Annotated in this window: 19 protein-coding genes; 12 read left to right on the forward strand and 7 right to left on the reverse strand. The window is 59.4% G+C overall.

Annotated elements, in window-relative coordinates:
• Nucleotides 1-22 precede the first annotated feature (22 nt).
• The 6 genes from ACNJX8_RS13490 (at nucleotide 23) to ACNJX8_RS13515 (ending at nucleotide 7,710) form a co-directional block, all read left to right on the forward strand.
• Entirely contained in the window at nucleotides 23-1,093 is a 1,071-nt protein-coding gene (locus ACNJX8_RS13490) for a glycosyltransferase family 2 protein (RefSeq protein ID WP_439360971.1), read from the forward strand.
• A complete protein-coding gene (locus ACNJX8_RS13495) occupies nucleotides 1,090-4,020 on the forward strand; it encodes a glycosyltransferase (RefSeq protein WP_439360972.1) in 2,931 nt (976 codons plus the stop codon). Before ACNJX8_RS13490 ends, ACNJX8_RS13495 begins: the two co-directional genes overlap by 4 nt.
• Nucleotides 4,017-5,012: a glycosyltransferase family 2 protein gene (locus ACNJX8_RS13500; RefSeq protein WP_439360973.1), complete on the forward strand. Its 996-nt coding sequence runs from the start codon at nucleotides 4,017-4,019 to the stop codon at nucleotides 5,010-5,012. The genes ACNJX8_RS13495 and ACNJX8_RS13500 overlap by 4 nt, the downstream gene beginning before the upstream one ends.
• Nucleotides 5,013-5,062: 50 nt before the next feature.
• The gene (locus tag ACNJX8_RS13505) at nucleotides 5,063-6,856 is read left to right on the forward strand and encodes an ABC transporter ATP-binding protein (protein ID WP_439360974.1); all 1,794 of its coding nucleotides are present in this window, start codon (nucleotides 5,063-5,065) and stop codon (nucleotides 6,854-6,856) included.
• A gap of 155 nt (nucleotides 6,857-7,011) precedes the next feature.
• On the forward strand, nucleotides 7,012-7,236 hold the full coding sequence (locus tag ACNJX8_RS13510) for a hypothetical protein (protein WP_439360975.1): 225 nt from the start codon (nucleotides 7,012-7,014) through the stop codon (nucleotides 7,234-7,236).
• Between the two features lie 30 nt (nucleotides 7,237-7,266).
• Nucleotides 7,267-7,710: a hypothetical protein gene (locus ACNJX8_RS13515; protein ID WP_439360976.1), complete on the forward strand. Its 444-nt coding sequence runs from the start codon at nucleotides 7,267-7,269 to the stop codon at nucleotides 7,708-7,710.
• Nucleotides 7,711-8,092: 382 nt separating this feature from the next.
• On the opposite strand, the gene ACNJX8_RS13520 is transcribed toward ACNJX8_RS13515, so the two are convergent.
• The 4 genes from ACNJX8_RS13520 to ACNJX8_RS13535 form a co-directional block, all read right to left on the reverse strand.
• Nucleotides 8,093-8,287 (reverse strand): hypothetical protein, encoded by a 195-nt coding sequence (locus ACNJX8_RS13520; protein WP_439360977.1) that lies wholly within the window; start codon nucleotides 8,285-8,287, stop codon nucleotides 8,093-8,095.
• A 130-nt stretch (nucleotides 8,288-8,417) separates the two neighbouring features.
• Nucleotides 8,418-8,579 carry a hypothetical protein gene (locus tag ACNJX8_RS13525; RefSeq protein WP_439360978.1) on the reverse strand — a complete coding sequence of 54 codons (162 nt, stop codon included), beginning with the start codon at nucleotides 8,577-8,579 and terminating at the stop codon, nucleotides 8,418-8,420.
• Between the two features lie 83 nt (nucleotides 8,580-8,662).
• On the reverse strand, nucleotides 8,663-10,003 hold the full coding sequence (gene nhaA / locus ACNJX8_RS13530) for a Na+/H+ antiporter NhaA (protein ID WP_439360979.1): 1,341 nt from the start codon (nucleotides 10,001-10,003) through the stop codon (nucleotides 8,663-8,665).
• Nucleotides 10,004-10,221: 218 nt separating this feature from the next.
• Nucleotides 10,222-10,911, reverse strand: a complete 690-nt coding sequence (locus ACNJX8_RS13535; protein WP_439360980.1) for a response regulator — start codon at nucleotides 10,909-10,911, stop codon at nucleotides 10,222-10,224.
• Between the two features lie 285 nt (nucleotides 10,912-11,196).
• On the opposite strand from ACNJX8_RS13535, the gene ACNJX8_RS13540 reads away from it, so the two are divergent.
• Together ACNJX8_RS13540 and ACNJX8_RS13545 are read left to right on the forward strand one after the other, a co-directional pair.
• Nucleotides 11,197-11,679 carry a hypothetical protein gene (locus ACNJX8_RS13540; RefSeq protein ID WP_439360981.1) on the forward strand — a complete coding sequence of 161 codons (483 nt, stop codon included), beginning with the start codon at nucleotides 11,197-11,199 and terminating at the stop codon, nucleotides 11,677-11,679.
• Between the two features lie 69 nt (nucleotides 11,680-11,748).
• Nucleotides 11,749-13,674, forward strand: a complete 1,926-nt coding sequence (locus tag ACNJX8_RS13545) for a potassium transporter Kup (RefSeq protein ID WP_439360982.1) — start codon at nucleotides 11,749-11,751, stop codon at nucleotides 13,672-13,674.
• A 952-nt stretch (nucleotides 13,675-14,626) separates the two neighbouring features.
• Here the strand turns inward: ACNJX8_RS13545 and ACNJX8_RS13550 are convergent.
• The 3 genes from ACNJX8_RS13550 to ACNJX8_RS13560 all read right to left on the reverse strand — a co-directional run bounded on the left by ACNJX8_RS13550 (nucleotide 14,627) and on the right by ACNJX8_RS13560 (nucleotide 15,911).
• Entirely contained in the window at nucleotides 14,627-14,785 is a 159-nt protein-coding gene (locus ACNJX8_RS13550; protein WP_439360983.1) for a hypothetical protein, read from the reverse strand.
• 172 nt (nucleotides 14,786-14,957) lie between these two features.
• Nucleotides 14,958-15,131, reverse strand: coding sequence for a hypothetical protein (locus ACNJX8_RS13555; RefSeq protein WP_439360984.1), 174 nt, complete (start codon nucleotides 15,129-15,131; stop codon nucleotides 14,958-14,960).
• 576 nt (nucleotides 15,132-15,707) lie between these two features.
• Nucleotides 15,708-15,911 carry a hypothetical protein gene (locus ACNJX8_RS13560; RefSeq protein WP_439360985.1) on the reverse strand — a complete coding sequence of 68 codons (204 nt, stop codon included), beginning with the start codon at nucleotides 15,909-15,911 and terminating at the stop codon, nucleotides 15,708-15,710.
• A 436-nt stretch (nucleotides 15,912-16,347) separates the two neighbouring features.
• On the opposite strand from ACNJX8_RS13560, the gene ACNJX8_RS13565 reads away from it, so the two are divergent.
• The 4 genes from ACNJX8_RS13565 (at nucleotide 16,348) to puuE (ending at nucleotide 18,967) form a co-directional block, all read left to right on the forward strand.
• Complete coding sequence (locus ACNJX8_RS13565; protein WP_439360987.1) at nucleotides 16,348-16,548, forward strand: hypothetical protein; 201 nt, start codon at nucleotides 16,348-16,350, stop codon at nucleotides 16,546-16,548.
• A 701-nt stretch (nucleotides 16,549-17,249) separates the two neighbouring features.
• Nucleotides 17,250-17,528 carry a hypothetical protein gene (locus tag ACNJX8_RS13570; RefSeq protein ID WP_439360989.1) on the forward strand — a complete coding sequence of 93 codons (279 nt, stop codon included), beginning with the start codon at nucleotides 17,250-17,252 and terminating at the stop codon, nucleotides 17,526-17,528.
• 89 nt (nucleotides 17,529-17,617) lie between these two features.
• Nucleotides 17,618-18,031 (forward strand): DUF3830 family protein, encoded by a 414-nt coding sequence (locus ACNJX8_RS13575; RefSeq protein WP_439360991.1) that lies wholly within the window; start codon nucleotides 17,618-17,620, stop codon nucleotides 18,029-18,031.
• Nucleotides 18,032-18,967, forward strand: a complete 936-nt coding sequence (gene puuE, locus ACNJX8_RS13580; RefSeq protein ID WP_439360993.1) for an allantoinase PuuE — start codon at nucleotides 18,032-18,034, stop codon at nucleotides 18,965-18,967.
• Nucleotides 18,968-18,973 lie beyond the last annotated feature (6 nt).

An 18,973-nucleotide genomic window follows, 5' to 3' on the forward strand; every position in this document is an offset into this window, starting at 1 on the left:
GTCCGATGTTGCGGAAACGACGTTGAGCGATGGCATGACGGTGTTCTGGCGCGCCGACCAGCCGGTCGGCCATGTGCTGATGCATGAGGGCCAGATAACGGACGCCAGGATCGATCATATCAACGACGCCTTTCTGTCAGCGGTCGACGCCAAACTGCGAACCCCGAGGAAAGAGAGGCTCTCGGCGAGCGTGGTGATCTGCACGCGCGACCGTCCAGAGGAGCTGAAAAAATGCTTGTCGTCGTTGCCGCGGCAGACCCATCCTCCCCGAGAAATCATTGTGGTGGACAATGCATCGCGCGATCGGCGGACACGGGATGTCGCGTTGGCCGCGGCAGCAACCTATATTCGCGAGGAGCGACCCGGTCTGGATATTGCACGCAATGCCGGCGCGCTCCAGGCGACCGGAGAAATTGTCGCCTATACGGACGACGATGTGCTGCTTCACCCGCGCTGGCTGGAGCAACTGACATGTGCGTTTGATTCTCCCGAAATCGGTGCGGTGACTGGGCTTGTGCTTCCCGCCGAGCTCGCGACTGAGGCGCAACGGCACTTCGAGACGTATTGGGGATTTGGCAAGGGCTATCGCGAACAGGATTACGACAGCGCAGCCTTCCGATCTCATCGCGGCCAGGTCCTTCCCGCGTGGGACATCGGCGCCGGAGCGAGCATGGCGTTCCGGCGCGAGGTGTTTCAGGCCGTCGGGCTCTTTGATGAGCGCCTGGACGTCGGTCAGGCCGGCTGCTCGGGCGACTCGGAGTATTGGTATCGATTGCTCGCGGGCGGCTACACGTGTCGTTACAATCCGGCGTCAGTCGCATTCCACTTTCACCGCAGGACAATGGATGGACTGGCCAGCCAGATCTATCACTACATGCGCGGTCATGCGGCCGCACTTTTGGTGCAGTATGAAAGAACCGGAATCTCAGCGAACCGGCGTCTGGCCTACTATCACAAGCCGCGTTGGTATCTCTATCGGTTGCTCCGGAAAGCAATAGAAGGAAGGAGCATTGGCGACCGCTTCCTCAAAGAGGAGATGACGGGGTATCTCGCCGGATTGCTGTTCTATCATCGTCGAAGGTTTCGCAGATGACAGCCCATCCGCGTACGTCCGTCGTGATCGCCGCCCGCGATGCTGCAGGGACCATTGCTGAAACGCTTGACAGCGTGCTCGCGCAGAGCGCCGCCGACTGGGAGGCGCTTGTCGTGGATGACGGTTCGATCGATGCCACGGCCGCGATCGTTGCTGAATATGTGGCGCGGGATTCCCGCTTTCGGATTCTGCAGTCCGGCGGAGCAGGCGCGTCCGGTGCCCGCAACAAGGGAATTGCAAGCGCGCGCGGCGAACGAATACTGTTCCTGGACAGTGACGATTGGATTGATCGATCCTTCCTTGCGCGGATGAATGCTGCGCTGGATCGCGATCCCGCGGCGGTGGCCGCCTATTGCAACTGTTGCCGGGTTATGCCTGACGGCAGCGAAACTCCCGTTCGCCGCGATCCGGCCATCCAGGACAACGCATTTGAACGGTTCGCCCGCACGTGTGCCACGTTCATCCATGGCGTGCTCGTCCTAAAGGGCGCGCTCGCAAAGGTCGGTGGCTTTGAGACCAGTCTCCGCACGTGCGAAGATTGGGACCTATGGCAACGGATCGCTCGCTGCGGCGGCAGGTGGATCCATGTCGATGAGAAATTGAGCTATTATCGAACAAGCGACCGTTCACTGACACAAGACGTCAAACGGATGCTGGCCGATGCGCGGGTGGTCATTGCGCGCGGATTTTCCAGCGATAAGCGCGTCAGCGAGCCGGCACCTGCACATCGGTCTGGAGCATCAACTGCATATGGCAGCGCCGCGACGGCGTATGCGTATTTCGCGCTCTGGTGTGCCGGATTTGAATGCGGCCGGGGGAACGCCAGCGATCCATCGCTGGAAACGCTCAGCGACATTCCAAAGACCGAGACAACGGCGGACTTCATTGCCGCTGTTCTGCTCGATGCCGTGACGGTCGGGGCAAGAACGGTGCCCGCCAAGCTGGCGGAACGGTGGCCGCAATACGGGGAGGGCGTAACCAACCTCATTTCAGCGATCGGTCGCGCATGGAACGACCCGGCGGCAGGGCGAAAGTGCCAATACCGCTTTGAGCGGAAAGTGCTCGACTATGACGACCTTTCGGCGCCCAGGGTCCTCACGTTGACGTTCGGCACGCGCGTTGACCTTCGCCGTATCGGCACCATTAGGCCGATCGGGACTGTTGATCGATTGTACGTCTATCTCTGTGACGGGCCTCGCATCCTGACGCTGCTCGATATTGGTGCCCTCGGCACTGTCGACAGCCGCTTCTGGATTGCCCTGGCCGCCCATGGCCTCGTTCATTTGCAGGTCAAAGACCAGATCGGAAGGCTGGTTCGGGCGAAAATCGCACTCCACAAGCGGACCGAACGGGTTCGATCTTTCATGCGAGACGGCCGAGATACTCATCGGGGGCGCCTGCGCGAGTTGGCCACGCGGGCCTCGCGTGAGGCGCGGCCGCTGGCCATTTCAGGTATCCCCGATTCCGGCAGACGTAAGCGATGTGCCGAAAAGCCTCGAGACACCGCACGCAAGCAATTTTGGGAGGGTTTCTTCGAGCAGGAGGATCCCTGGAACTATGGTTCGCCGTATGAACAGGAAAAGTATAAACGGCAGCTCGAGCTCCTTCCGGACCAACCAGTGGATCACGCGCTTGAGCTTGCGTGTGCGGAGGGACATTTCACGCGGCAATTGGCACCCAGGGTCAAGCGCCTCAGGGCCGCCGATATTTCGACCAAGGCGCTCGATCGTGCTCGAGTCCGATGCAATGGGCATCAGAATATCGAATTCTCTCAACTGGATTTGTCCGCCGATCCGCTCCCGCAGGACATCGATCTGATCGTCTGCTCCGAGGTCCTTTACTACCTTAATGATGAGGCCGAACTAGAGTCGGTCGCGAAGCGGCTGGTGCAGGCGCTGCGTCCTGGCGGTCACCTTGTGGCGGCCCATGCCTTTGTGTTGAAGGACAACATGTCGCGAACGGGGCTCGACTGGGAGAGTCCGTATGGGGCGGAGACGATCACGCGAATTCTCCAGGGCGTACCCGGACTCGCCCTGGAGACATCGATCGAGACAGAGCTGTACCGTATCGATCGGTTCAGGCGGTTACTTCCGGGTGAAGCGTCCCCTGACACACAGGTGACATGCGCGGCTATCGACGCGCCGATTGAGATCGACGTTGCGCGATGCATCGTGTGGGGTGGGGCCGTGGCGCGCAGGTTTGACGTCGCGCAATCCGAAAGACGCGCGCACGTTCCGGTCCTGATGTACCACCGAATTGCGGCAGGAGGACCAGGCGAACTGGCGCGGTACCGCTTGTCTCCGAATGCGTTCGGGCAACAGATGCTGTGGCTGCGCCGAAATGGCTACCACGCGATCAATTCGGATCAGCTCGCCTGGTTCGTGGCAAGCAATCATCCGTTCGTCGGCAGGCCGGTGCTGATCACCTTCGACGATGGGTACGAGGATTTTGCCGAGCATGCATGGCCGATCCTGCAGGCAAACGATTTCTCAGCAGAGGTGTTCGTTGCGACCGACTTGGTGGGAAAGCGGGCGGAGTGGGATGCTCCGTTCGGAGAGCCCGCTCCGCTGCTCGATGCGGTCAGGATTGCCGGGCTTGCCGCCGAGGGCGTATCCTTTGGTAGCCATTTGGCGAGCCACCCGCGCAGCGAGGAACTTGCGACCTGGAATCTCGCCGAGGAACTGACGCGATCTCGTGCGCAATTGGAGCGATGGCTTGGGCGACCCATAACGTCGCTTGCCGCGCCGTTTGGCTCTACCGATCAGCGGCTTGGAATTCTCGCAGCCGAATGCGGCTACAAGACCCTGTTCAACACGGTCAGCCGGGCCGCCACCCTCAGAGACAATTTGTTAGACCTGCCGCGAATTGAGGTCAGGGGCGATTTTACGCTGGACACATTCGCGCGCTGCTTGGAGCAGTATCAATGAGCACCGGTGCGCTCCTCGTCAGTGTGGTTATTCCGGCCTACAACGCCGATGCAACGATCGACGAGACGCTTCGCAGCGTCAGATCTCAGTCGCATCGGGAGCTGGAAATCATAGTCGTGGACGACGGCTCCACCGACAATACGATTGCGGTCGTCCAACGACATTTGGCCGAGGATTCTCGAATAACCATCATAGAACAGCATAACGCGGGGGTGGCGGCCGCCCGGAATGCGGGCTGGCAGGTGGCGCGCGCGGACTTCGTCGCGTTCATTGATGCCGATGATCTCTGGACGCCCTGCAAGATTGAGCAACAGCTTCAAGCCTTGCTTGATGCAGGAGAGCGGACTGGTCTTGTCTACAGCTGGTATGACTGGATCGATGCCGATAGTCGCGTAACTGCCAGGTCCGATCCCGTCTTTCATGCGGGCGAGGTGCTGGACTATCTCTGTCAGGGTAATTTCATTGGCAACGGCAGCTCGGCGCTGGTCCGCCGGGAAGCCCTCATAGCTGCAAAAGGTTTCGAGAGCGGACTCAGGACATCGGGGGCAGAAGGCTGCGAGGATCTGCTGTTCTATTGCCGTGTCGCGGAGGCGTACCACTTCGCGGTCGTGCCGGAGTACCAGATCGGCTATCGTTACCTCCCGAACAACATGTCAAGCAACAAGACGCGGATGTTCCGGTCATGGATGCTCGTCGCGGATGAGATCATGACGCGGCACCCTGAGCGCAGGGCTCTCCTCGACCTGGGCTTCAGAAACTATGCGCGTTGGCTGCTTCGCAGAGCTCTGACGGGCGGTCAGTTGTGGTACTTCGCTTCAATCTTTGGGCACCTTTTCAGACGGAACCCCTTGCTCGCGCTCAGGGTCGCCGTGCACGATGTGCCGCGGGATACCGTCTCGGAAATCCGGTGGAAATGGCGTCATCAGCGTCGCAGGGTGGTTCGACCCCCGGCTTCGTTGTTTGCCATCGGCGATCCAAGTCAATCGCTATGACAGAGCGCGCGAACAACATACAAAGACCGAGAGCTGCTCGCCGCGCTGCATTGGTCGAACTGTTCAAGCTGCTCAAGCTTGCTCCGCTGCCCGGTTGGGTGACGCCCGCGCTGATTGTCCTTGGCTTTGCTACATCATTGGCGGAGACGGTCGGGATTACCCTTGTGCTCCTGTTCTTCTATTTCGCCATGGGGCAGGTGGAGCTAGCAACGTCGACCAGTGGCCTCCTGGGCGAAGCGCTCCGATATGCGGCGAACTGGTTTCACAGCTCGACCGAAACTGCTGTCGTGCTGCTCCTTCTCATCATTGCTCGCGGTGCTCTTTCCTTCATCAACACATTGATCAGTACGCGTGTTGGAGAGAAGATCAATGAAGTCGCGCGCAACCGCGTTCATCTGCAGTATCTGTCAACTTCGTATTCGTTCTGCCAACGCCATGACGAAGCATATCTCATGGAGGTGTTGGGAACCGAGACATGGGTGATCTCCGGGGCATACGCCAGTCTTACCCGCATTATCGTGAGTTCGTGTTCGGTTTTTCTCTTCGCGTCATTTCTGTTGGCGCTCTCGATCAAGGTAACGGTCGTCGCCGTCGCGGCCTCGATGATCATATCGGCGGGATTGCGCCATCTTTCGTTGCCGATGCAGCAGTTGGGTGCCGGCGTCAAGCTGGTTCATCAAAAGCTGGGTGAGCATATGCTGATGACAATCCAGGGTATGCGCACGATCCGCGCGTATGGCCAGGAGGAGATTCACCAGAAGCGCTTCGAGCAGGCTTCGACGCAGGCCCGACAGGTCGCGCTGCGCCTTGCGCGTCTGTCCGCCCTGGTCTCGCCCCTGACGGAGGTGGGGTATCTTGTCGTGCTGTTTCTCGTCATCGCGTTCGCTGATATGTGGGGAATTGGCTTCGCGACAAGCTTGACCGCGGTCGCATTGCTCTATCGATTGCAGCCGCATATGCGAGATCTGGAAGGGAACCTGCTGTATATGGCGCAGATCGAGCCGCAGCTGCGGTCCATCAGACACATGCTGTCGACAGATGACAAGGAGTACCCGAAGGCCGGGCACGTGGCCGTGGCTAAACTGGAGAACGGCATTTCATTTCGCAACGTGACGTTCCGCTATGATGCCGGCACGGAGCCCGCTCTTTTGGATGCTTCGTTTGACATTCCCGCGGGGAAGACCACTGCGCTCATTGGAGCCAGTGGAGCGGGCAAGACCACGATCGTAAATCTATTGTTGCTACTCTATTCGGCCAACGCGGGTATCATACGGGTTGATGGGCGATCCATCGAAGACGTTCGTCGAACCGATTGGCTCGGCATGCTCGCGATTGCGGGCCAGGATGTCGACCTAGTCGAAGGCACGGTGATCGAGAACGTTCGGATGGCCAAGAACGACGCCTCCGAGGAAGAGGTTCGGCAGGCGCTGCGGGTCGCGGGCATTTCGGAGGTCGTCGAGGCCTTACCGGATAAATACGACACCTGGATAGGGCAGCATGGCCTGCGCTTCTCGGGCGGTCAGCGTCAGCGACTTGGTCTTGCACGTGCGATTGTGCGCAATCCAAAGTTTCTCATCCTCGACGAAGCGATGAGCGCGCTCGATCGAACCCTGGAGGAAAACGTTCGACGTGCGATTCAGCTGCAGTTGAAGGGCCGAACCTTATTGCTCATTACGCATCGCATCGAGTCCGTGCTCGATGCAGACCACGTGGTTTCTATCGAAAATGGCCGGGTTTGTGCGGAAGGCCCTCCATCGAAGGTTCTGGCGAATGCAAACGGTATGCTTTCGAGGAATCCTTCGAAATCTTCGGAACCGGCATCAAGTCCCGCTTCCAATATCTAGCCGCGCCTGAGGCGAGCCTGGTCAAAACGCTGTCGCCAGCCGCTGCGATCACGGGCTCGTGACGGGTTTTTCTAACTACCGCACGGCACGAAGATCGGCAACACCTCGGGACCGTAGCCGGTCGCAAAGACAATGCGAGCGCGCAGAATGAGGCGATGATCGCTTCCACGGTTGAAGCTGGGCAGCGCAATATGGCGATCCTTGAGCAGTCGGTCATCAAGGACAACACGCTCATGCCCGGTGAATGGTACGGCGGGCAATTGCATCTGGCGCCGCCAGTCGCCAGCGATGGCGGAGGACCGAAGACTTACACCGTTGTCATTACTGTTGGCGCTGATCGGCATGTGATCGACATTGCGCAAGGACCGGCTGGGGTCTGACGAAAATCGGCGCTTTACCCGGGGGCCTTGATGGAATACGTCCGCTTCGCCGTGAAGTTCGCTTCGTTTGCTCTGATCGTTCTACTTGTCGGCGGATATTGCTATCTCGTCTACACGGGAGACATTCCGAAGCCTGACATCGAAGCCATCGTGAAGCAGGTCGCTCCATCAATGGCCACAGGCGGATCGGTGATAGCTGGAATCGCCATCGCTGTGTGTCTATTCCTCACTGCCATCGCGCCATTCATTTACGCTGCGCGTTCAGGTGACGCATTTACGATCGTCGTTAGTATCGTTGCGCTTGTCGTATGCTTCGTGATGCTGGCCTCTAGCAGAACGGTGATCGATATGGTTCTCGCGGCGATCGTTTACTTCACGAGTGCACTGATCTCTGTCGTCATGTACTCGACCGGACAGATCGTTGGGCCACTCCGGGAAAGGGAAATGACACAGAGGAACTCGTTGCGAGAATGAATGAAATAGCGAAGATCGCGCAGATCTAGATTGTTGTCCCGCTCGCAGCTCCGTAGATTTTCCACCTGACACCCCGAGTCTTACGATGAAAAAACGCGAACTACTGTTGGTCATTACTGCGATGGCACTTTCAAGCGTCTCGCTTTGGCTCAAAAGCTCCGTCGAGGCAAGCGCGGCCCCGCGTCCAGTCTCCCGTCGATAGCCAACATCCTCAGCCTTGTTCGGCTTGGGGGGACAAGCCGAAGTCACGGCTCCTGCGCAACCGGCCCTGCGGGTTGGATTGTCTGCGTGGCTTCGTTACGATTCCTAATCATTGCGCCCTGTACTTTTGTATGTACGGCGGGATGAAAAACGTAGCACGCGCTGTGTCCGGAGGGAAAAACTACTTGCTCAGCAAGCCCGAAATCAGAGCCACAGCTCCGAGCGCAAGAAAAGTCAGAACGATGGGCGGATAGAGAACGAGGGCTGCTTCGAAGCGCAAGAACCAAGGATGCTCGCCCTCCCTATTCGGCCGACCGACAATGATGAGGATTGCTCCAATCGTGAGCATCGTAATTCCCGTCCAGAGACTATTCATGATCGGCTCCTCCTCTTTGCTAAAGCAGAGAACTTGAACAGGAAATGGCAACGAGCCTGCGGGCGGTTATCGATTTGCCTCGACGACTACCGGCCGACGTCGGCTGCGGTCAAACAACGAGAACAGACAGTCAGATTTCGCCGCTTTGGGTCGAGACAAGCCGAATGGCGGCAGAACCCTCTATGTTGGCGCTAACATATTCTTGCGCGGCCGAAATAAGAGTTTCCACGGCGGATTTAGTGTACGAGGGATGCTTCGGATTCAGGTGCAAGCCAGTTTCGACGATCATCACTTGGGTAATCCCGGAGGGTCGAACCTCAACGGCGAATGATAGGAACGATACGTGCGGAGCTTTGAATGACATTAGAGTCGCTTTCATTGACGTCGAACGTAAGTGATGCCCCAGCCAAGGCCGAGTGTGGCGGCGACAAGCGACCCAAAGAGCACCCCCAGTTTCGCCGCTCTCAGTAATCCCTCATCGGAGAAGGCGAGCATCGAGATGAAGATCGACATGGTAAAGCCGATGCCAGCCAGCAGCCCGACCAGGCAGACGCCACCCCACGAAACTCCAGGAGCAAGGCGACACCTGCCTAGTCGTACCGCGACCCAAGTCGCGCCGACGACGCCAAGCGGCTTTCCAGCGACCAAGGCAAGTGCAGTGCCCATCATCACCAGATGGCTCCCACCAGAGAGATCAGCGCCCGCTAGGCTGACGCCGGCGTTCGCCAGCGCGAAGATCGGCATCACTCCGTAAGCTACCCAAGGATGCAGTGTCATCTGCACCCGCGAGACGGGCGGCAAAATTTCGCGGTGGGCGACGCGAAGGTCCCGCAGCGGCTGCTGTAACAAATGCGGATCGCTTGCTCTCATCACATCGCTGGTCCTCAATTGCCTGAGAACCCGCGACGCTACCTCCAGTGGAGGCTCCCGCATCGGTATGGCGCGCGCCGGAGTCATCAGCCCGAGAACCACACCAGCAAGCGTTGGATGGACTCCGGCTACAAAGAATCCGATCCAAACCAAAGAACCGGGCACAACATAAGGCAGCGCAGCACCGATCCCAATACGCTGAAATCCCAAGACCGCAAGTACGCCAATCGCCGCGACGATGAAGCCACCAAGTTGCAGACTTTCGGTGTAGAATACAGCGATGATCAGGACCGCAATGATGTCGTCGATGATCGCCAGAGCGAGCAGAAAGACTCGCACATTGACCGGGGTCTTTCGTCCGAGCAGCGCGAGCACTCCCACGGCAAAGGCGATGTCTGTCGCGGTCGGCACGGCCCAGCCGTGCCCCCGAGTTGGATCGTTGTTGAGGCTCAAATAGATGAGCGCCGGAACAACGACGCCGCCAGCCGCAGCAACCAGCGGCAGAACGGCCTGGTCGAGTCGGCTCAATGCGCCTTCATGAACTTCCCGCCGAATCTCCATGCCCACGACGAGGAAGAAGACTGTCATCAGCGCGTCGTTGACCCAGAAATGTAGCGACCGGGAAAAGACGTGCTCCCCGATTCCGATTGCCAGCGGAACGTTCCAAAAGGCGCGATAGCTAGGAGCGGCTGGAGAGTTGGCCCAGATCAGTGCGGCGGCGGCTGCAACGAGAAGCACGGCGCCGCTTACCGCCTCGACATGCAGAAATCGATGAAAGGTGCTGAGGGCCTGTTCCGCGAGCCGCTGGACTTTTGGAAGGTCGTCGAATGACGGGCTATCGTACATGGGGCGCGCACTGTCCGCGTGGCGGCCCGACCATCGCTTGACCTGTCGCTGCCAATGCAGCGAGCACCCGGATGCTGTTATACATCGCGATGGCGACAATTCAACCTCCACAGAGGCGGCGGAGTTCGTGATTCGGAGGTGCGGCCTGAGCGCCCCGAGATGCGTCGCAGTCGCTCTCGGCCTCACTTAATTTAATTGTGAAATCAATGAACTGCCCTTCAATCGGGCCCACGGAAACGATAGCCGATGCCGGTTTCGGTCAGGATGTATTCAGGCCGGTCCGGTTCGTTTTCGATTTTCTGTCTGAGCTGGCGAACATAGACCCGAAGGAGCTGTGCATCCGTGTTCTGATCCCAAAGCTTTTCGATCAGAAACTTTTGCGTCAGCACCTTGCCGGCGTGCTGCACCAGCAGTCGCAGGAGGTCATACTCCTTCGGAGAAAGCTTAACCTCGCGATCATGCACCCTCACTATGCGGCGGACGGGATCAATCGAGAGATCGCCGACCCGGAACAATGGACAATCACTATGGACTTGTAGTCGGTAGCGAAGAACTGCGCGCATCCGCGCGAGCAGTTCATTCATCTCAAAAGGCTCCGTAACGTAGTCATCGGCGCCGCAATCCAACGCCCCGACGTTGCGGGTTTCGTCATCGCGACTTGACAGTACGATTATTGCGACATGCTCGTCTTGTGCGCGGAGCATACAAAGTAGATCGAGGCCTTCCGTGTCGGGCAACCCGAGATCGAGTATGATCATGTCAGGATTGTGCGAGAGCAGTTGGAGGGCGGTCTTTCCATCTGGAGCATCAAGGACCTCATAGCCCTGCGTGACCAAACCCATTCTGAGTAGGTGTCGGATTAGTGGCTCGTCATCGACGATCAGAACCTTGAGAGCCCCGGTGCTCATGCAACTACCCGCGCCTTCGCGCACTGCTGAGTTCGGCAGACGGATTGTAAACTATGCTCCCATGCGGTCGCTACGATTTACTGTCGAAATCGTGCCCGAAGCCGCGCATTGGCTGGTGCCCGCCCAAGCGATCACTTGGCCCCCTCCCGTGAAGTGGTCTTAAGTTCCTTTATATCGACGGCGGCCATTCCTATAGGAATCCTATATTCTGCCCCTCCGACAACTCTCGCTTCTCTATGTCACTTGCGCCCATCTTACAGGCGCGGTCGCATTCGGCCATCGACGATGGAGCGTGCGTTGCCAACCGAAAGCGGTGACACCCGGTGTTTTGAGCGGATGGCCGATGAACTTCGCGGCGCACGGAAACTCACGCCCGACCTGATCGCCAAGGTTATTGCGGATACCTGCACGCGCGTCCCGAATCTGGTTAGAGCCGGCAAGGCCGCGGCTTTCGATCGCCTGATTCTCGCCGAGGCTTGGACGGACGCAGCGCTCGCCCTGATCGAGTTGGAGCTGCCGATGTGGCGCCTTCGCCGATTGGTTTATGACGGCGGCGAGTGGGTCTGTTCGCTGTCTCGTCATCCCGATGTTCCGATCGAGTTCGATGAGCCGGCCGAAGAGCGGCATGAATCGGGGGCGGTCGCGATCCTGCTCTCCTTGATCGAGGCGAAGCGGCTTCTTGCTGCAGCTCAACGTGTTAGCTTGCCGTCCGTGCCGCACGTCCGTCCCATCGCGGCAGATCCATTCTGCTGCGATAACTTCCGGTGAATCGGATGCACGCCCGTGCATTGGTTCGGCCGATCCCGGACCATTGAGAACAGAGGGACGTGAAAAAACATGTCGACAAAAGCGGCCGATCAAACGGGAGCCGGGAGTCAAGACGCGCAAGCTGTCGATGGTCAGCGGCATGCCAGCTTCTGGGGGCTGACTCTCGGCGCCATCGGCGTCGTCTATGGCGATATCGGAACGAGTCCGCTTTATGCGGTAAAGGAATCCGTGCTGGCGGCGGTCGGCCCTGGAAATCCGGCGAACTTCGAGGCGGTGCTCGGAATCCTCTCGCTCATCGTCTGGGCGCTGCTCTTAGTTGTCACTTTGAAGTACGTCGTCATTCTGCTGCGTGCCGACAACAATGGTGAGGGCGGGACGCTCGCCTTAATGGCGCTCGCCAACAGGGCCATGGGCCGGCGAGCACCGGGGATCGTCCTGTTAGGCATCATCAGCGGCGGCCTGTTCTATGGCGACGCGATCATCACCCCCTCGCTCTCGGTGCTATCGGCTATCGAGGGCATCAAGATCATCACGCCGGCGTTTGAACCGTATGTGGTCCCGATGACGGCCGCGATTCTGCTCGGGCTGTTTTCGGTGCAGTCCCGCGGAACGGCGCGGGTTGCCGCCTTCTTCGGCCCGATCACGCTGGTGTGGTTCATCGCGCTCACGCTGGCGGGACTCTGGCACATCGCACAGAATCCGTCGGTGCTGCTCGCGTTCAATCCGCTTCATGGCGTGCGCTTCCTGCTCGAGCACGGCATCGTCGGGCTGCTGACGTTGGGCGCCGTGTTCCTGGTGGTAACAGGCTCAGAGGCGCTCTATGCCGATCTCGGCCATTTCGGTCGCGGGCCGATCCGGACTGCATGGCTGTTTGTGGCCCTGCCGGCACTGACGATCAACTATTTCGGCCAGGGAGCCCTGATCCTGGCCAACCCGGCCGCGATCGAGAATCCGTTTTTTCTGCTTTATCCCCAATGGGTCCTGATACCGATGGTGGTGCTCGCCACCGCTGCGACCGTCATCGCGAGTCAGGCAGTCATTACTGGCGCCTATTCCGTGACCCAACAGGCCATTCAATTGGGCCTGCTGCCGCGCTTGGAGATCAGACACACGTCCGAGGCCCTCGTCGGTCAGATCTACATGCCGCGCGTCAACGGATTCCTGCTGGTCGGCGTTCTGGTGCTGGTCTTCATGTTTCGCTCGTCGAACGCCCTGGCCTCCGCTTACGGCATCGCCGTCACCGGCACCATGGTCGTGACGGCGATGCTCGCCTTTATCGTGATCTGGAAGGTATGGAACTGGTCGTCCGTGGCGGCCGCGGCACTGGTTGCACCCTTCCTGGTGTTGGATCTCACCTTCCTTGGCGCCAACCTGCTGAAGGTCATGGAAGGCGGCTGGATGCCCTTGATGCTCGGGACCGCGATGGTGACGGTCATGTACACTTGGCGTCGCGGTACGGCGGTTCTGGCGGCAAAGACCGCGAAGCTGCAAACTCCGTTGGCCACGCTGGTGAAGATGCTGGAACGCTCGCCGCCGCCTCGTGCGCCAGGTACCGCTGTCTTTCTCACCGGCGATCCGAAGCATGCACCAACTGCGCTTATGCACAATCTCAAGCACAACAAGGTGCTGCACGACCGGAATGTCGTGTTGACGGTCGAATATGACCAGAGACCGCATGTTTCGCCGGAGGAGCGCGTTCGCATTGAGCCTCTTGGGAACAGATTTCTCCGAGTCGTGCTGCGGTTCGGATTCATGGATGTACCCAATATCCCCCAGGCACTTGCCATCGCGCGCAAGGCGGGATGGCAGTTCGAGATCATGTCGACGTCGTTCTATCTGTCGCGACGCTCGCTTAGGATCGCCTCCAGGTCGGACATGCCGCGCTGGCAAGATCGACTGTTCATTGCTCTCGCATCGGGAGCCAGCGACGCAACCAACTATTTCCGGATACCGACCGAGCGCGTTGTGGAGATCGGCGCCCAGGTGGCGATCTAAATCGCATCATAGGTGCACCGTGCCGTGCGGAACTTTCCGAGGCCGAACGCGCGGATAGTTCGAAGGGTGCAATGTCTCAGATGGGTCAAAAGCGACGCTTGAGGCCAGCTGGGCCCGGCCTCTGGTTTCCCTTCAACAGCCGAAGCGACAACGGCGGCTTCTGCATCCGTATTTTTCCCAAGTGTTCGCCGGTCCTGGCTTCGGGTTATGCGCTTAGTCGCTATGAACCGAGCCGACAGCAACGTCCTGCCACCTCTCGCCTGCGAGAATTGCACCCGCGAAATGGTGCCGGTCGGAGCTTTGCGCGCAATCGGGGATCGGCAGGCTGTGCGGGTCTACAAGTGCCTTCCATGCCAGCGGATCGTCTCGGCGCCTCTGCGGGACTAAGGATACACTTGAAATTCGTGACTCCCGCATTTGCCTGTCGGGCATCGACGCGCCCGAGAGCAGCCAGCGTAGCCGGGTTATGATTTGCCACATGCACGCGCCGCGCCTGTGCGCCTACCAAACCCCGAGAGCCATCAAAACGACAATGGTCAGGGACGAGCCGCAAGCGACCATTACGGTACTATAGCATTCGGGCGTGTTCATTGTTGCCTCCCGAGCGGCTTGAAAGCAGTCTTTATCCGCTGCCTCCCAAGCGCCAACGGCAATCAAGACGATAATTGTCAGAACCAAAAAAACACCGACGACGACGAAAGAGAGCAAAGCAATTGGCTGATCGCGAACCGATCGAACTTTGGCATGGTGACCAGGGCATCGCGAGGTTCAAACCCACGCAGCAAAATTTGAACTCGTGAAAGTCGCGACTTTCAAATCCGGAAGAACACCGAGCCGACAAGCTATTCAGAGGAAAAGGCGATCTCGATCAGATGGAATGAGAAGACCGCCAACTTGGGGAGGCCTAGTTCTTACTTCGAAGGCTGTAGACCCGGCGAGGCCAGCCATTCTCTCACGTGAGAAGCGGACTTAGCTCGTCGAGCTTGACGATGAATCGCGCTCTCACAAAGCCGGGCGAAATGCCTTGGACCTCTTCCCGCAGTCGCTGCGCTTCCTCCACGAGCATTTCTTCTTCCAAAGTAGTGTTCTTGAAACGAAGTCGTCTCAGCATGGCAATTGCTCCCTCGTAAGCAGGCGGGAGCGCGGTCGCTCGTTCAGCCACCGGACGCCTGCGGAAAGTCAGCCTTGACCGGTGATGTTGAGCAACGCGTCCGCGCGGGCGAAGGTTGCTAACCTTGGGATCGCCAAGCGAGTTAGGCCGCCGCCCCACATCGCCATCGGCCTTACTCCTTCTCGATGGGGAACGGTTCGTGCGTTTTACGTCCCAAGAAGGTATCTGGCGGCGGCTCTTTGAGGATTTCGCGTGATCTTTGCACGGTCTCGCGCATAGAAGCGTTCGCATCCGCGATTTCGGAGGTCAAATTTCGAGTGCGAGTGATTTTGCCGTTTTCCGGCATGGCGCGCTCCCTTGTTGTGCAGGCGGGAGCGCAATCGGTCTCTCAGCCACCGACGCCTACGGGCAGAGCCTCGGCCGGTGATGCCAGGTAACTCGCGGGCGAAGGTTTGGTGCCTAACTCCATCGGGTCCTCCCGGTGCGAGGGAACCGAGCAGGGACGCGCGACCGCCTGCCTTGAGGATATTTCCCCCGGATGTTTTTCGGCTTTGGTTCGCTAGGATGGCCGCCTGTGTGCTGTCGGTGTGCGTAAACGCCGGTAAACGGCCCGTATCCCGTTTACTGGGGCGGAGAGCAAACGCGGCCGCTTAGGTCCCGGAAGTCGATCTTTGCCCGACCTCGCTGATCAGCTTGCCCGTCGATCTGTTTATCAATGGGATAGCCCGCAACCGGGACCGCCAAGCTGCTCATAGAAGCTTGGACTGATACGAGCGCCAGCGCGGCTCCGTTAGCGATGTGGCTGCACGCTCATGAGATCGGTTCAGTGGGCCGTAACGGCCTTGAAGTGCGCAGCCTGGTTTCTTCGCATTTTGACCCTGAGCAGTCTTTGCGTCTGATAGTCCGTCGCACTAAATCGCGCTCAATCGACAACGGAGAAATCCTTGGACTTCTGCCCTTCATCGGCTTCCAAAAATCCTTCGGCAGCAAGGCCCCGCTTGAGCAATTCCCGTAGTGCCGACGCTCTGCTCGGCATCCGCTTCTTGAAACGCCACGTATCTACGGCGCGGAGTTCCGTTTGCGACAGCATTATTTGGAGGCGTTCGGCTCTGCTGAGTTCACCCATCCGCATCACTCCTAATGCGCAAAAGTCTTCAAATAAGTCGATTACTATTTTGGCTAATTAATCGCACTAACATAGTTTAACGGGCAAATTGCCAAAATCGCCGAAGCCCCCAACAACGGATTGAACTAACAACTGTTTTCTTGATCTCGCATGGGCATAGAGCGCAGGCTTTGAAATGATCAACCCGAGGCGAGCGATGCCGCTAGACCGCTTACTCGAAAGGCGCGCCATAAGATCGGAACACTCCGAAACACTTAGGCACGCGTTCAATTTAGCCCTCAAGGAGCTGCATCTGGTCGATCGCAACGATCCGATTTGCGAAATCGTGGCTCGCAAGATCATCGAGATCGGCCGCGACGGCACTCGCAATCCCCAGGAGATAGCTGCTCATACAATCAGGCAGCTTGATCTGTAAGGTCCGGCGGAAGGTATGCTCATGGGAATTGAACGGATGCACCCACCTAAATACTGGCGGATGCGAGCGGAAGAGTTTCGCGCCAAGGCGGACAACTGCGAGAGCTCAGAAGCCAAAAGAGCGCTGCACAGGGTAGCCGCGAATTATGAGGCGCTGGCGCAAGGCGCGGAGCAAATCCGCTCCGTTCAAGACCAAGATGAGGCCCGCCGCAAGATGAATTAATGCCGCCTCAGTTGGCGGCCTCACCTCGTCTAGCAATTCCTATGTCGCCTAGTTGCCCGTGGCTGACTTCCGCTCTTGGGTTCGTACTGTCTGCTACCGGCGGCTAAGCGGAATAGCGTCATGGAGCTGCCGAGGGCGGCCTTTGACCACATGTATGGTCCGGCCGTGCGGTGCAAGAAGATTTCGACGATCCGGTAGATGCGGTCTTGCATCAATGTATCCGGCCTCGGCTTGGAGCGCAGTGCTCCGGGCCATCATGGATATCAGCGCGCATGGGATCTGGTTAGCGGACAGGCCTCAGACGGGCCATTTGGGTCACCATCATCGCCCGGCTCGACCGGGCGATCCAGTATTCCAGAGACAGTCGTGATTGAGCCGAGAGGCCACGGCGTACTGGATTCCCCGCCTTCGCGGGGAATGACAGCGAATTGGAGGACGACGACGGCGACCCTTGCTCCGTCATTGCGAGGAGCCCTTGCGACGAAGCAATCCAGAATCTTGCCGCGGAAAGACTCTGGATTGCTTCGCTACGCTCGCAATGACGGCGTTGAAGCAGTTGCGCTCCCCGAATTCGTCTTGGCCTCCGCCCAGAGTGTTAGGCGCATGCCGGCTAAATATTCGGCAATCGCGCCCGCGGCGCCGATGGACTTGACCGCTGCAATCCGGTTCAATGGGGCCAATTGAGTTTCCAGGCGACAATGATGTCGAGATATCTGCTGGTCCTGCTGTTGATCGCCTCGCCGGCGGCGGCGCAAGTGAAGATGACGCCGAAGACCACGGCGGCGCATCCCGACCCCTGTGCCCCGATCGGGCGTACCGCGGACGGCAAGCTGGTCTACTCCATGAAATGCCAGACCCTGCCGGCGCCGTCCCCGCCGGCGCAGGCAGAACTGAAGGAGGTGCCTCCGACGGCGACCGCGGAGCCGGAGCCGGAGGTCCGGCGGAGCGGCATTTTCGGCTGGTCCTACGACCGCAGGTGAGGGCCGCGCCCCTTGCGCGAAGCCCGATGGAATGCTCTTTGCCGAGGAATCCACCGTGGGGCCCATCGCCCCCGACCCAGAGAGATGAGATGAGCAAACTCGTTATCCGCGCCGGCGATTTCACCTTCGATGCTCGCTTCGAGGAGCAGCTGGCACCCAAGACCGTCGCCGCATTCCGCAAGGCGCTGCCGTTCGAAAGCCACATCATCCATGTGCGCTGGAGCGGCGAGGGGGTGTGGATGCCGCTCGGCGACCTCGATTTCGGCGTCGGCTACGAGAACCATACGAGCTATCCCGCGCCCGGCCAGATCATCCTCTATCCTGGCGGCATCAGCGAGACCGAGATCCTGCTCGCCTATGGCGGCGTGCACTTCGCGAGCAAGATGGGCCAGCTCGCCGGCAACCATTTCATCACGCTGACCTCGGGCCTGGAGAATCTGGCGGCGCTGGGCAAGAGCGTGTTGTGGAAGGGCGCCCTGCCGATCCGCTTCGAGGAAGTCTGAGTGAGTGACACAAGTTACCCGCGCGATCTTCGCGGCTACGGCCGCAACCCGCCGCATCCCGAGTGGCCCGGCAATGCGCGGGTCGCGGTGCAGTTCGTCGTCAATTTCGAGGAAGGTGGCGAGAACAACATTTTGCACGGCGACCGCGCCTCGGAAGCCTTCCTGTCCGATGTGCTCGGCGCGCAGCCGTGGCCGGGCCAGCGCCATGCCAATGTCGAATCGATGTTCGAATATGGCTCGCGCGCCGGCTTCTGGCGGTTGTGGCGGATGTTCGGCGAGCGCAACTGGCCGACCACCGTGTTCGGTGTCGCGACCGCGCTGAAGCGCAACCCCGAGATCGTCGCGGCGATGAAGGAGGCGGGCTGGGATATCGCCAGCCACAGCCTGAAATGGATCGAGCACAAGGACATGACCGAGGCGCAGGAGCGCGCCGAGATCGCGGAAGCGATCCGCGTCCATACCGCGGCGACCGGATCGCGGCCGCTCGGCTGGTATACCGGACGCTCCTCGATCAACACCAACCGTCTGTTGATGGAGGAGGGCGGCTTCCTCTATCTCTGCGATTCCTATGCGGACGATCTGCCCTATTGGGTGAAGGGCGCAGGCGGCAAGCAGCTCATCATTCCCTATACGTTAGACGCCAACGACATGCGCTTCATCAACCCGCAGGGGTTCGCCGAAGGCGAGCAGTTCTTCACCTATCTGAAGGACGCCTTCGACGTGCTCTATGCGGAAGGGCAGACCGCGCCGAAGATGATGTCGGTGGGGCTGCACTGTCGCCTCGCCGGCCGGCCCGGCCGCGCCGCGGGGCTGATGCGCTTCCTGGATTACATCGGCAAGCACGAGCGCGTCTGGGTGCCGACGCGATTGCAAATCGCACAGCACTGGCACGACAAGCACGCGCACCTTGCGGCCGATGCATTCGAGATCGGGTGAGAGAGC

Source organism: Bradyrhizobium sp. SPXBL-04 (genome assembly GCF_051853035.1).
Taxonomy (GTDB): domain Bacteria; phylum Pseudomonadota; class Alphaproteobacteria; order Rhizobiales; family Xanthobacteraceae; genus Bradyrhizobium; species Bradyrhizobium zhanjiangense.